Origin of the sequence: Acidipila sp. EB88, from assembly GCF_003858395.1 — a bacterium.
In the GTDB taxonomy this organism is placed as follows: Bacteria; Acidobacteriota; Terriglobia; order Terriglobales; family Acidobacteriaceae; genus EB88.
The window spans coordinates 3,425,736-3,439,930 of sequence record NZ_QWEV01000005.1 but is presented as its reverse complement, the minus strand read 5'-3'; the positions used below and the strand labels follow the sequence as shown (position 1 = coordinate 3,439,930).

At 56.0% G+C, this 14,195-nt stretch carries 10 protein-coding genes and 1 pseudogene; 5 read left to right on the top strand and 6 right to left on the bottom strand.

The features are described from left to right. Positions 1 to 347: 347 nt before the first annotated feature. The 5 genes and pseudogenes from D1Y84_RS14580 to D1Y84_RS14560 all read right to left on the bottom strand — a co-directional run bounded on the left by D1Y84_RS14580 (position 348) and on the right by D1Y84_RS14560 (position 5,060). The gene (locus tag D1Y84_RS14580) at positions 348 to 1,103 is read right to left on the bottom strand and encodes a hypothetical protein (RefSeq protein ID WP_124849342.1); all 756 of its coding nucleotides are present in this window, start codon (positions 1,101 to 1,103) and stop codon (positions 348 to 350) included. A gap of 424 nt (positions 1,104 to 1,527) precedes the next feature. Then, positions 1,528 to 2,553, bottom strand: a complete 1,026-nt coding sequence (locus tag D1Y84_RS14575; protein WP_124849341.1) for a YhcG family protein — start codon at positions 2,551 to 2,553, stop codon at positions 1,528 to 1,530. A gap of 30 nt (positions 2,554 to 2,583) precedes the next feature. Beyond that, entirely contained in the window at positions 2,584 to 2,823 is a 240-nt protein-coding gene (locus D1Y84_RS18530) for a site-specific integrase (protein ID WP_233581435.1), read from the bottom strand. 793 nt (positions 2,824 to 3,616) lie between these two features. Then, positions 3,617 to 3,985: a hypothetical protein gene (locus D1Y84_RS14565; RefSeq protein ID WP_124849339.1), complete on the bottom strand. Its 369-nt coding sequence runs from the start codon at positions 3,983 to 3,985 to the stop codon at positions 3,617 to 3,619. A gap of 347 nt (positions 3,986 to 4,332) precedes the next feature. Continuing rightward, positions 4,333 to 5,060 (bottom strand): annotated as a pseudogene (locus D1Y84_RS14560) (glutaminyl-peptide cyclotransferase). Between the two features lie 1,600 nt (positions 5,061 to 6,660). Here D1Y84_RS14560 and D1Y84_RS14555 point away from each other — a divergent pair. Further along, on the top strand, positions 6,661 to 7,485 hold the full coding sequence (locus D1Y84_RS14555; RefSeq protein ID WP_124849338.1) for a hypothetical protein: 825 nt from the start codon (positions 6,661 to 6,663) through the stop codon (positions 7,483 to 7,485). A gap of 296 nt (positions 7,486 to 7,781) precedes the next feature. Then, on the top strand, positions 7,782 to 8,315 hold the full coding sequence (locus D1Y84_RS14550) for a barstar family protein (protein WP_124849337.1): 534 nt from the start codon (positions 7,782 to 7,784) through the stop codon (positions 8,313 to 8,315). 206 nt (positions 8,316 to 8,521) lie between these two features. Here D1Y84_RS14550 and D1Y84_RS14545 read toward each other — a convergent pair whose 3' ends face one another. Next, a complete protein-coding gene (locus D1Y84_RS14545; protein ID WP_124849336.1) occupies positions 8,522 to 8,713 on the bottom strand; it encodes a hypothetical protein in 192 nt (63 codons plus the stop codon). A gap of 1,419 nt (positions 8,714 to 10,132) precedes the next feature. On the opposite strand from D1Y84_RS14545, the gene D1Y84_RS14540 reads away from it, so the two are divergent. From D1Y84_RS14540 to D1Y84_RS14530, 3 genes are all read left to right on the top strand, one after another. Further along, positions 10,133 to 10,456 (top strand): hypothetical protein, encoded by a 324-nt coding sequence (locus tag D1Y84_RS14540; RefSeq protein WP_124849335.1) that lies wholly within the window; start codon positions 10,133 to 10,135, stop codon positions 10,454 to 10,456. A 645-nt stretch (positions 10,457 to 11,101) separates the two neighbouring features. Further along, positions 11,102 to 11,590: a hypothetical protein gene (locus D1Y84_RS14535; protein ID WP_124849334.1), complete on the top strand. Its 489-nt coding sequence runs from the start codon at positions 11,102 to 11,104 to the stop codon at positions 11,588 to 11,590. Positions 11,591 to 12,078: 488 nt separating this feature from the next. Next, positions 12,079 to 12,540, top strand: a complete 462-nt coding sequence (locus D1Y84_RS14530; protein ID WP_124849333.1) for a hypothetical protein — start codon at positions 12,079 to 12,081, stop codon at positions 12,538 to 12,540. Positions 12,541 to 14,195: the final 1,655 nt, after the last annotated feature.

The window sequence follows — 14,195 nt, the reverse complement described above, 5'->3', positions numbered from 1 at the left end:
GTCGGTAGACGGCTCGCCGTTTTGATCCTCAAAGGTCAGCATTTCGGCAACTGAAAAGATGGGTAATGCTAAACGCGGGTGTTTACTTGCGGACAGGTCCTCTCTCCTCAACGAGAGGGGGGACGGGCGTTGCAGGCGGTTTCTTTAGGTTGAAATACAGCGTGGTTTGCTCATGACCAGTAGGGTCCTGTTCGCGCCACAGCTTTAGCAGCAGACGCCGCCACGCAGTCAGAACCGCCTAAGTCCGGTGCGCCCTGGCATGACAACCAGGGCAGCGCGATCCTCAGCGCCAGAATCGACTCTCCCGGTGCCCCGTGATGCGCGGGCGTCATCCGGTTCGAGCGAGGCTAGGTCCGCCGCCGTCGTGATTCCGAACTTGCGGCCGAGGCTCTGCCGATGCCCCATATCTCTTCGACCGGCACGGCGGGCAGCAGCTCCTCCCGCACCCGGCTGGAACGCAGACCGCAGACCGCAGATCGCAGATCGCAGATCGCGCGATGCTGCGGATGTTTCATGGCGATGAAGTTGGCCACTTTCGCAAGAGTTTTCGTAGGCGCAATGCCAACAAAAATGGGGGTGCCGGCCCAGCGATGGTCACAATCGCGCAGCTCGCGCGCTAGCGGCTCGACTTCCCTGCCGTTGAACTCGCCCAAGTTCAGGAAGCTCTCGTCAATCGAACAGGTCTCGACTGTAGGAACTATCGTGCCATTCCTGACACCAAGGAACGACATAGTCCACAACTTGGCCGTTTCCGGAGTACCTCGGGAGCCGGCGTGCGTGTCGCGAGACCAGCCATAAGGTCCGTTCGCACAGGGCACTGTATGAAGAATGATTCCCGCTGTTGAAGTGGAGCTGAAATGGGCACTTCCCGCGTGTAAAGGATGCATGGTCAAGTCGCAAACTGTGGTTTCGATGTGGGCCAATATGGTTTCTGCAAGAAACTTTAATGCTTCACGAGTTCCTTCTAAGAGAACGAATGTCTCAGGCGAACGATCACATCCTAGGTCGTCCTCTTCATACGTTAGAACCCGCACGGTGAGCTTGTCTTCGCTAGCACCATGAGCCTGAAGAATGTCATTCACCGCGGCATAGTTGTGGCTCATCGTGTTCCTCGCTTGGCTGTCGGTTTGCAGGTCAGCATACTATGCTGACAAGATTAGGCATCCAGACCATGCAAAGGCGCTCTACGCCTGGCGCTAACCCAGATGCCGCCCGGTTCTCAGTTTTTGAAATATGCAGGAACAGGAATTGTGCTGATGGGTCGGTCCACTGATTGCGCAGTGCTGGCTTGAGCCAACGGATCGGACAGGTCGCCGACGGGTCAGAAGTGTGGTCTCGAAAACGGCGTTGTGGGAATTGAGCTTTGGGAACTTCACAAACTGTCATGTGAGCAGCGCTCGCTTACTTCACCGCCAGCACTCGATGAGGTGATGCGCCTTGAAGACGGATTAACCCATCCTCACACCGATATTTCGTCCTTGCGAAACTACGGAATCCCGCACTGAACATCGCTGCCACGCTCGGTCATCAGCCTGAAAGCTGATCTCGCTCGCGTTGGAGTTCCAGCCTCAGTTCCTCCTCGGAGGGTAGAACCAGCTTGTAGCGGCTTGCGAACAGGTGTTCGCTCTCCTGGAGCACGGAGTAGCGCACGACCGACGCGTCCTTCTGCGTGCACAGGATGATGCCGACGGTCGGGTTGTCGTCGGCGCCGCGCCGGAGATCGTCCATCATCCGGACGTACATGTCCATCTGGCCAATGTCCTGATGCGTCAGCTCTCCGGACTTGAGTTCGAAGAGCACGAAGCACTTCAGTAGGAAGTTGTAGAAGACAAGGTCAACGTAGAAGTCCTTCGTCTCGGTGCTAAGCCTGTACTGCCTTGCGACGAAGGCGAAGCCACGGCCAAGCTCGAGGAGAAAGGCCTGCAGGTTGTCGAGCAGGGCGCGCTCAAGATCCGCTTCGAGCAGGCGTCCGACACCGGGGAGGCCAAGGAACTCCAGCATGACTGGATCGCGGACGAAGTCCCGGGGTGTTTGGAGGGGCGCGATTGCGCTCAATGCCTCCCGTTCGACTGCCGGCCGGTCGGAGGTCGCGAGGAGCCGCTCATAGTAGAGCGTGTTGATCTGCCGCTCCAATGCACGGGTGGTCCAACCCTGCTCCGCGGCCTCTGCCATATACCAGAGCCGGGCTGGTTCCTGCTCGACCTTGAGCAGAGTCCGGTAATGCGTCCAGCTCAATTCAGGACGCAGTGCGTCGCGAATCGGAAAAGCCCGGTAGAAGACCCGCATATGACGCAGGTTCGAGACGTCGAAGCCCTTGCCGAACTCCCGGCTCAGCGACTCCGCGAGCAGCGGCAGGAGCCGAGTGCCGTACTCGGCCCGGGAAGACCCGCCCTGCTCAAACTCCACGATGTGCCGGCCGATCTCCCAGCAGGTCTGGATCTGGACCGCGTCGACTGCTCGAAGAGCCTTCTGTCGAGCACTCTGGATGAGCCCGCGGAGACTCTCGAGGAGGCTCGCCGCTCCGTTGTTCATTTTCTCGAGCTCGTTTGGCATCGGCTCCCATTATCTCAAGTATTAGGCAGCTCAGAGCGCGATGCTGTCGTTCACGGCGACGGCGATCTCCGGCTCAGAGCCGATGTAGCGTTCGGTCGTCTGGATTGAGCTATGCCCGAGCAGCAACCTGATTTGTTCGAGTTCTCCGCCGGCCTTGCGGCAGAGCTTCGCGCAGGTGCGACAGAGATCGTGCGCCCCGAAGTGCTCGGTGCCGATCTGTTTCGCCGAATGCTCGACGACCGACCACACGGCCCAGTCGCTCAGGCTCACGCCCAACCTGCCGCCCTTCGCGAGACTCCGCAGCAGCGGACCCTCTTCGATCTGCGCAGCGGCCTTCCAGGTGTCGATTGCGTCCCCAGCAGAGTTCCTGACACTTGATCTGCCCAAGAGGACACCGAGGCATACCTCACCGCCATGCCTTGGGATCGCGCCTTTGACTTCTGTGAGCGCCTGTACGGACAACTTGCCACGGAGTACAGCTACGAGTACGACGGTGATACGTAAACGGTCTCAACAGAAGAAAAAACTAGAGTCTTCTTTGCTGATGATATGCAACGCCTATTCAACGAGGGGAGTTCGCTTACGATTTCTGACATGAAACGGTGGAAAGACGCGGCAAGCGTCATACGGTAAATGCAGCCCCAACAGCTCACACACGATTATGTAGAGCGTACCGTAGAGAGTGCATGGATCAAACAGCAACGCTGCACTGGCAACGTTGGTGGCTTGGCTCGGGGCACGATGCCGTGGTCTACAGACCCGGGGAGTGCGTCCTTGACCCCGTTACCTTGATGAAAGACATACTCCGGTAAGCTCATTTCTGCAACGCATCAACGTCGTCGAACTGCCCTTCCCACGTCTGCTGGTAACCGGCCATGCAGTCTTTCCGAGTCATTCGACCTGGTTCGGGCGGAGAGGCGCGATCTTGCCTGCAGCTACGATCTACATTCTTGGGTAGTCTTTAGCCCTCATAGTCTCAGCTGTTTCAAGCCCTCAGATGGTAGGAGCTGCAAGGAGCGACACAGCGAGTGGTCCCGGCGGCGACCGGATCGCGTTATGGAACTCACATCGCAGGAGCGAGTGCTGGATACACCTTGTACTCGACACCAATGAGACGCAGCTCGGTCGTGCCGACGTTCTCGAGCGTATGCGCGGGCATGGATGGCGACCAGATCGCCGTGCCCTCGATGGGCCGGAGGAGGGTGCGGCTATCCACAAGCACAACGCCGTCGGCATCCCGCCGCACGCAGTCGCTCCAGCTCAGCAACAACAGCGGTCCGGGCCAACGATGGGTATGCAGCGGTGTGGTTTCCCCCGGGACGATCCTGATCTCGAGTACCCTTAATATTTCATTCTCGAAAAGCAGAATGTGATTGCGGGGCGCGGCTACAAGGGCATCGAGTTCTTCAGGCCATTGCTGATCTATAAGCATGAGATCAACTTTCGGTTCGAACACGTCACTAGTGTCTTGACTGGAAGACTCACCAAGGAGCCATAGGGATGCCTATGTGCAGCCAGTCTGTTCCCGCTCCGGTTCCAGCCCCAGCAACCACCAGGATTCCCCGAGGTACTCCAGGGGCGGCTAGGTTGGGGCACAGGGGGCGTGTTCAGCACTCTTCCGGCATGCACCTTGGAGATCGCCCTCGCACTCTACCTGCTGGCCCGCTACCAGGTAAAGCGACTCGGCACCCACGGCAGAAGGGACTAGGAGCATGTTGTTGAAACCCCGTTTTGAGGGAAAGCTCGGCTTGCTGCATGGTGAAAGGCAGATCATCGAGATCATTTCTTTGGAACGAGTTTGATTTCGAAAATCGATGGCCACTGCTTACCCGTCACGAAAAGGCGGTCATGTTGGGCGTCGTAGGCAATCCCGTTCAAGACAGCCTCGCTGTCCAGCTTGAAGATCGGTGAAAGGATGTTAGTGAGATCAACCCAACCTAAGATGTTTCCGTTCTTCGGTGAAATCCGCGCAAGACGGTCGCTGTGCCAAACGTTCGCATATATCTCGCCCTTGACAAATTCAAGCTCGTTTAGTTGGCTAATTTCCGTACCAGCATCTTTCACGACGATGTGATGCGTTTCTTTGAACGTGACAGGATCGCGGAAGATGAGGGTACTCGAACCGTCGCTGGTGACAAGCTCACGATCTGTGTGCGTCATGCCCCAACCTTCGCCGCTATAGGTAAATCGGCGCAACACCTTCAACGTAGTGCGGTCGCGCACAAAGCCTACGTTCGTCTGCCATGTCCATTCATAAAGGTTCGGCCCCCAGTCGACGATGCCTTCGCCGAAGAACTGGGGAGGGATGTCGGCTGACTGCTTCACAGTGCCAGTCTTCGGTTCGTAGACGAGCACCTGAGAATGCCCCTTCAGGCCAGTGCTTTCATAAAAAGACCATCTAAATACAGGAAGCCCTCGGTGTAGCTGGTCGTGGAATGAGGATAGATGGCCACGACCTTGTAGCCGTAGATCGGCGTTGCGGTTCTCTCGACAGTAGGCAATAACATCAGTGTTGCTGCAATCAGAAGCCTGACGAACGTTGGAAAACATTCCTGCATTTCGGCAGTATAGATCCCGCAAAATCGCCATTCCCGGAAACAATGGCTGCCTGCCCGCAAAAAAGCTCCCGGGAGGGTACCCAGAAAGCCAGCACTGCGTCATCCGAGGACCAACGCATGAGCCAAACTTCCATCCTTGCATATTTTCAAAAATGAAAACCAGCCAGAAAACGGGTTAGCGCCAGTCGTAGCGCGCCCTTGCATGGTCTGGCCCCCAATCTGTCTGGGCTGGGAACGTGGTGTCCCTACTTGGCAACCAACCGGGTTCCCAAGGTACTCAGGGGCGGCTAACGGTGGGGCTGGCTACAGGATGCTCGTGGCCCTCGCACCCTGCCTGCTGGACCGCTACCAGGTGAAGCGACTCGGCACCCATGACAGAAGAGACTAGGAGCAGGTTACCGAAAACGCCGTTTTGCGGGCTTAATTCGGTTCGACCATCGGCTCTGCTATTTGGCTATTTGTCTGTGTTCACCCCTAACGATTTGACGGCCTTTAGGATGTTGCCGGCGTCCTGGGTCCCCAGACCGGGAAGGACACGCTCTGACCGGCCTCCTGCTTCGAAGCGAAGGCCATAGACAACGCCTACTTTGGAGGCTGTAGCAACTGTAGCAACAGATCGATACTTCAAGCCTGTAATCCACTCGACTGGATACGATTGAACTCGCCAAGCTTTGTTATGGATGTCTAGCCAGCACACTTTCGAGATTGTCAGCGTTGACCGGTCACAATAAAAGGTCTCATCCGAAGGGAACGCCATCACGACGTAGCGCCAACTGTTGAGTACGAGTAGAGCTGAGCAGCCAACTATTGTGAGCAAAGGGATGATGAAGCCTAAAGAATTGACGGGCTTTGTCGCGAAGTCATCCCACATGCCCGGTTCGCCGTGCTTGCCCTTTGAAAGAACGATTAGGCACACCCCTGCTATCCACAGCGCCAGAAAGAAAGCAGTCCAATAGAATCTCCCTCGCGGAGACTTCACAGATGCGTTCAAACGGACGTTTACTGATTGGTCGTTGATTTCAATCTGGAACTCTCCGTCGCTTGGCCGCGCTACTTTAGTGTCTGACCCCATCCCGAGGACTTCACTCCTGAACACAACTTCTGTATGAGATCCCAGTCTAGTCACTACTCCTTAACTCCCGCCATGTCACGTTCCCGGAAACAATGGCTGCCCAGCTCGCAAAAAGCTCCCCGGGAGGGGTACCCAGAAAAGCCAACACTGAGCCACCAGTGAACCGACGCATTCGGCAAACTTCCATCCCTGCATATTCTCAAAAACGAAAACCAGCCGGAAATCGGGTGAGCGCCAGTCGTAGAGCGCCTTTGCGTGCTCTGGACACTCAATCTGTTTGAGCTGGGAACGTGGCGTCCATCCCGGCAACCACCCGGGTTCCCGAGGTACTCAGGGGCGGCCAGAATTGGGCACAGTGGCGTTTTGGGCAATTGCACGCGCGACGGCTAAAGCTCTGCTGAACTGCAACCTTTATGTGAGTTCTAGTGTCGATAGTGCAGGCATGTAAACAGACCCCAAACCCTGGACCAACCGACGATGCTGCAATTAAGCAAGCTACCTTTTCTTGTTCTGGCGTGTCTCCCGCTCCTTCTTTGTGGGCAGTCCGAGCCGCGCACATCTTCTTCCGAGAATGATCTGTCCACACCAGCAGTCATCCAGGGTCATCCATTTTCAGCGATCAAGTACAGCCGCACAGTCGAGGTTCAGCCAAATGGTCGCCGCATGATCACAAGAGAACTGCATCATCTCCTGCTTGCCCGTGACAAGAGTGGCCGCATTTTTCTCTCAGGATCAGGTCAGGTGGATGAGCAGTGCGACGTGCCGTCACTTGGCAAATTGAAGCCCTGCGATAGCTGGTCTTTGTCCTTGTTCAATCCATCCATAGCGACTATGTGGCACTGGGGCGAGGGGGAGTTTGCAGAGAAGACTCAGATAGTTCAGATGGATCTCACCAGTGATCAGATGGCAGAAGTTGAGCGGCTCACCTCAGTCATCTCCATACCTCTTTCTACTGATTCCCCTGAGCCGGGTGTCAGTTTCCAAAATCTCGGGGAACATGATTTTGAAGGCATTCCGGCTAAGGGTACCCGAATCATTACCATTCACGCAGTCCCTGGTAGTAGCTCATCGACTCAAACCATTCATGAGGTTTGGTTTTCTTCCGAGATGCGACTCGTGCTCCGGGTAGTCGATGGCGATCCAGCAGGAAAAGAGACGGTATCCGGCCTCGCTCACATCTCGTTAACTCCCGACGCTTCTCTCTTCGAGCCGCCTCCCAATCGAATCGCTCGCCACTGGAAAGAGAGCAGTCAATATGCAGCGCCAGATCTCGAGGCGTTGACCCTCTGGGCGGTCAAGTAGTCCTGAGAGGCTCTCAGCAAAGCGCCCAGCACATGAAAACTTACCGGGGTACCCGGAAAAGGCAGCCCGAAATCGTCCGTGAGCCGAAGCACCGGCCAAGTTCCTGCTCCTGCATAGTTTAAGAGCCAGTCGTGGAGCACCTTCGCGTGGTCTGGACACTCAATCTGTTCTGGGTGTGAAGGGGCGTCCGATCCGGCAACCACCCGGGGTTCCTGAGGTGCTCAGGGCGGCCAGGTTAGGGGCGACGCCATCCATCGAGCCTGAGCGCAACTGCGCACAGGTAAAATGGCGCACAAATGGCTATTTTCCTTAGCAGCGAACAAGGTGCGTTTGATTTGCGAGCTATCCGAGACGGAGGCATCACTTTGTATCGGAGGCATGACATCCTTGCCGAGGACACCGCCTGGCTAGGGCAAGTGGGCTATCGGATTGTTCGACTGGACTGCCAAGCATGGAATTCCGAACAGGACATGCACATGAGCCTGTTCTCAGTCTTTCACTTTCCCGACTACTACGGGATGAATCTGGACGCTCTTAGTGACGTGTTTACTGAAATTGAGGTTCCCCTCAACGGCGGAGTAGCACTCATCCTGTCTTCTTACGACCAATTTGCGAATGGTGCAGGCGGGTCGGTTCCTGGCTTACAACGCGGTCCTGCCGAGGCTCTCCTGGTTATCCTATCGAGAGCCTCACATGAGTTTCTGCTGACTGGAAGGCGATTTCTCACGCTTGTGCAATCTGCCGACCCGCTGCTTAGCTTCCAGTGTTTAGGCGGTCATGCAGCATCCTGGAATGCGCGGGAGTTGCCTCTGAGCAACCGTAGTCTTTAACAACTCTAACTGCCCATCCCGGCAACCACCCGGGTTCCCGAGGTACTCCGGGGCGGCCATGTTGGGCGTTCTGGCTGATCCCTAAAGGTCAACAAACGGCCTTCGAGCAGTCTCTTTAGTCCCTGAATGGTCTTCCTCCTGCAAAGCCGGAGCAGCGTTCGTCCAGACGCACCAAATTGCGAAAGAGCGGCTTGCCATCGAGCGAACTACACGACGAAGGCTAAAGCCATACCTAGGATGGCAATTCCAGCCCAGACCTTGGCAAGACAAATGGTGGTGTCGCCATCCATACTTCGACCAGACGCCTTTCCCCGGCCGAGTGAAAAAACAAAACCAACAATTCCGATAGCCACGTCAATAATTAGAGCAGGAGCTTCCTTGTGGATGCTAAGTAGCATGTCTTATCCCTTATGCCCCATGGCTAGCGTGTGCATATTTTAAATCTGAGAGCAACCGTAACAACGGGTCAGCGCCAGTCGTGAGCACCTTTGCGTGCTCTGGACACTCAATCTGTTTGAGCTGGGAACGTGGCGTCCATCCCGGCAACCACCCAGGTTCCTGAGGTACTCAGGGGCGGGCAGGTAGGGGCACAAGGGCGTGTTCAGCAAGCGTCCGGCATGCACCTTGGAGATCGCCCTCGCACTCTGCCTGCTGTACCGCTACCAGGTGAAGCGACTCGGCACCCTTGGCAGAAGGGACTAGCGGCATGTTGCCGAAAACGCCGTTTTGCGGGCGCAAATCCAGTGCAAGCCTACTGGAACGCTGCGCAGACGCTACTGCCGTCTCAAACCTGAAACACGCTCAAGCAGAGCGCGAGCCTCGCCTACAGTCGCACCTATTCGCGTTTCGAATTCATCTCCAAGGCTTATCCCGTTGCAAATCTCATTCAGTGCGTTCTGGACAATGTCGGTTTCTGCCCGCGTGAGGTCCCATCGAGCGTGTGCGGCTGGACCAACAGCCACAAGGCCGCAATTTCCGTCCTGAAATGTGTGCTCTTCGACGGTCACTTCTTGGCCCGATCTGAAGGCCCAATTCTCGTCGTCCGGGTAGAGCGGCTCGCTCCCGATGCGATATGTCGCACTACTTATGGGCTGTGCGATAACGGGTGTCCAAACGGCCGTGCCCTCGTCCAGCATTGGGATATAGATGGTCTTCGTCTGCATGAACGTCAGCGTATCAGCCTGTCCCTCTAAGCGGATCACCGCCCAATTTCTCGGCAAGCGCCCGCAAAGTCGTTGTTCCCGGAACAATGGCTGCCTGCCCGCACAACCCTCCCGGGAGGGTACCCAGAAAAGCCAGCACTGCGCCATCCATGGACCGACGCATTCGCCATACTTCCATCGCTGCATATTTTCAAAAGCTGGGACCTGCCGGAATCTGGTTTAGCGCCGGTCGTGGAGCGCCTTTGCGTGCTCTGGGCACTCAATCTGCTTGAGCTGGGAACGGGGCGTCCATACGGCTCACCCGGGTTCCCGAGGTACCGGAGGTACTCAGGGGCGGCCATTCGGAGCCTTCGCACACTGTGCACCCGCATCAGCGTCCCTCGCTGGAACGTGGTGTTTACCCGGCAACCATCGTGGTTGCAGAGGTACTCCAGGGCGGCCAGGTTGGGGCACAGGGGGTGTTCAGCAAGCTTCCGGCATGCACATTGGTGAGGGAGCTCGCCCTCGCTGCGCGGATCACCGCTCGAGTAGCTTAAGACGACCTAGGCACGTTTGTATTCACTGGAACGTGCGTTTCAGAGACAAACAGCTCCTCTTCTATTGCTGAACCTGCAATGCCACTGGTAACTTCCATCCATACGACGGGGAAACCTGATGCCACACGATGATGAGGAGGCTGAGGATGGCTGGATCTCCGAGCTAGAGGCGGAGCAGCGCAACTTCGCATGGCCCGATACTATGCGGAACAGCCGAGGAGTGGACGTTCTCTTCTTCAAAGGCGATCCCAAAGCTCCGATGGTCCAGAGGGTTGGGTGCTGGGTATTCGGCATATCGATGTTCTTCATCACCGCAACTTCGATAGCTGAACTGCTCGATTCTAAGAGTGCAGAGTGGGCCATCATGGCGCTGGCATCTGGTGGGTTCGGCGGCTGGGTTTTCAGTAGAGGTTTTGTCGGTCTCAAGAATGGACGGAAGTAGCCAGGTTTGTTCCCCCTGAACGGACGGCTCAACCGGTCACCGCCAGCGTTCCGACAGCCGAAAGCGGGGTTTATGAAACCTGACCTTGGATTGCTATAGTTCCACCTTCTGGACCTAGACCGCTGACCATTACCCATGCCTTCGGGGCATTGGGATCTTGCCCGGAGAAACTCAGCGCGGGCTTGGTTAGCTTTCGGCTACGACCCTATCCCGCTGCAACTCCGAGTTGGACAACTCTACCGAGGACCCAGCCGGAAAGCGCGTTAGCACCAGTCGTGGAGCCCCTTTGCATGCTCTGGACACTCAATCTATTTGGGTTGGAACGTGGCATCCATACGGCCCACCCAGGTTCCCGAGGTACTCCGGGGCGGCCAAAGTGGGGCACAGTGGACGTATTTGGCAAGCTTTCCGGCATTCACCCTGTTTGCGGACTCGTGGCCCTCGCACTCTGCCTGCTGTACCGCTACCAGGTGAAGCGACTCGGCACCCTTGGCAGAAGGGACTAGGAGCATGTTGCCGAAACCGCCGTTTGCGCGAACGTCTGCTCTAGATATGTTCACGCCTGCATTTCAGGGATATAGTAGCTTCGTGACCTTAGGAGACGGTGTGACAAGGGTGGACCGATGGTCACCAAGGTTTGGGCTTGTGTCGCTCGCGACGGTTGCCGCATTAGCCGTTATCTGCCAGCTTCCCGGAAAAGTCAGCTTCTATTTGATCCCGATTGCCGCGCTAAGTTTTGCTGCAGGCTCGATCATCATTCTAGGGTTGACTATTTTTCTTGTTGCTAAGAAACGTCCGCGAACGGGTGCCTCTATATCTCTGATTGTCCTGCTTCCTCTCATACTCTGGTCGCCGATGGTCCGAGCCGCGGAGTTCGCACATCTTGGCCTCGCAGCGGAATTTGGGGTCGGTCAGCTTGGCTACTCTTCGTCACACGGGAGCGACTTCATTGTCTATGATTGGTCAGTTGGCCTAGCCGGTGCGAACACTTTTCTCATTCATGACGTAACGGATGAGATTGCACTACCTATGTCTAAGCACACACATCCATCAAGCTCCGAGGATGGCTTCGGCGAAGAATGTGCGGGCAAGGTCAAGCGTCTCGTGAGCCACTACTACGTCTGTTCGTTCTGATCGCAATGCGCTGAGCTGATACCCAACTCTCGAAGTGGCTATTTTCCGGAAAGTCAGGGTTCCCGGAAACAATGGCTGCCCAGCTCGCAAAAAGCTTTCCGAGCCAGGGGTACCCAGAAAAGCCAGCACTGCGCCATCAATGGACCGACGCACTCGCCAAACTCCCATCCCTGCATAATTTCAAAAATGAAAACCGGCCACAAAACGGGTTAGCGCCAGTCGTAGAGCGCCTGTGCGTGCTCTGGACACTCAATCTGTTTGGGTTGGGAACGTGGAGTTCGATCCGGCAACCACCCGGGTTCCCGAGGTACTCCCGAGGCGCCCAGGTCGACGCTGGCTACAGGATGCTCGCCTTTGCGCTCTGACCGTTATACCGCTACCAAGTGAAGCGACTCGGCACCCTTGGCAGAAGGGACTAGCAGCATGTTGCCGAAAATGCCGTTTTCCAGCAGCAAACGCGCGTCGATAGCAATATTCTGTCATCAGTCATGGTTCTATCTAAGATCAAAGGGCATTTGCTGCGTGCTCTCAAGCGGCGCACGTCAACTCCTCCCATTAAGCAAGAGCAAGGGCTTGGCCCTCGCCTGCTTTCTGAAATCGAGAATGACTGGGTAAAAGTGATGCTTAAGGCCAGCGTTGGTTGGGAGAATGCCGACATCAGTAAAACTTCCGTTGCTCGGGTAGAGCCAAACCCAGAAGGCTTTCTCGTCGTTCTTGACGCCCCTGCAGCTGAGAATCCTCATGCGGCTGCAGTTATGAATTCGTACGCGCAGCTCTGGATAGAAACCGCTGATCACTTGATCGTAAACGTACTGCTCCATGAATCGGAAGGGCGGCTTAAAAGCTTCTACGTCATAGTAGTTGATCCGAAGCATCCTCGTCGCAGAGTCAACATCCGTCCGAAAACTTGGATTGAATTAAGTCGCAACGTTGTAGGTTTTGGCTCGTAATGATGCATCGACATAGGCCCGTGCCTCTTGCCAGTTTCCACCAAGTGGGCTAGCGAGTGATCACGGGGGTAGTTGTGATGTATAGCCCCTTGTCCAGCTTAGCGAACGTTTTCTTGTCAGGGCTTGCTATATGCAGAGTGTTCAGCAGGATCTGCTTCTTAGTGGTCAAGGAAATGCCCAACACAAGAGCATCCTTCTCGCCTCCGGCCTGCCAGATGTCACCTTCGATAGAACCTCCTATTCGCGCCCGGTATTGGCCGCCGAAAACTTGACTACTGGAGAAATGAAATTCTGCCCCTCCATTCTCTGCGTCACGGCTGCCACGGCAGATGGGAAGGAGTCCTGCATAAAGAAGCTTGCTTTGGAGGTGGACTGTGACCCTGAGTTTCTGCTTCGTGTCACATTGCGCAGACCACGTCCAGACAATGTCAGGCCCCTGCTGTGCTCCGGATTGCTGCGCGATGAGCGGGGAGACCAAAACGCTCCCCAGTAGCAATATCACTAGCTGGAGACCCATTCGATTTGCGGTTAGCATCGCTAGAACCCCCGGTGGCCCACCAGCGAACATATCAGACCTCGGGGCATTCCTCGAGAAGTCACGTGCCCGGAAGCAATGGCTGCCTGCCCGCACAACCCCTCCCGGGGGTACCCAGAAAAGCCAGCACTAAACCATCCATGGACCGACGCATTAGCCAAACTTCCATCCCTGCATATTTTAAAAAATGAAAACCAACTAGAAAACGGGTTAGCGCCAGTCGTAGAGCGCCTTTGCGTGCTCTGGGCACTCAATCTGTTTGGGGCTGGGAACGTGGTGTCCATCCCGGCAACTATTGGCAACCACCCGGGTTCCCGAGGTACTCACGGGGCGGCCAAGGGCGGGGACAGTGGCGTTCTCCAGTCGATTGCGAGACACAGCCATGAGCTAAGTGGGAGAATGCAGCTGGCTGTACTGATGGCGGGCTTTGCGATGACAACCGTTTTAAGGTCCTTCTTTGCTATGATCCTCCTGATTAGCAGTGCCTCGCCACTTCTTACGATGGGGCAAGACCAGCCGTCACGTGGAACGGTCCAAGACAACAAGCCGGACATAGTTAACCTCCCAATCACACCGCAAGGCTCATCACGAGTATGGATTAACAGGGACAAGAACAAATATCGCTGCAGCTATGAGCGTCAATTTGAGAAGTCCAAGCACGGAGAATATGTAACCGAAAAGCAAGCATGGGACAGTGGAGCCAAGCCATTCAACAAAAGAGGCTGCCCAAGTCGCTAGCGTGCTTAGGCAGTATTGTCGCTGCCTTGCCAGTCATCCTGGCTCTCAGGATGGGGAGATGAGTTTGCAACCACCGCCGAGTACAAGGCTGCCAGCGAGCCGGACGGGGATCGATTCGACATTGACTGGTTTCTTGCATACCCCGGCATCGAGACGATCGTTGCAAGCCCTCAAGCTGCCGAATGGTCAAGGCGCTTACAACGCCCGATGTACTCGGCCAGCGTCGAAACAGATCGTTTTTGGATCTCCATGGTGTTCAGCGGCGTGCATCACCGGAAAACGTCAGACGAAGCTGGATTGATGAACCAAGTCGTAATTCGCAGACCGTAGTCCAAAACGAGTTAAAGCGCCTCAGTTGATCTCCAGAAAGTTCCCATCCCGG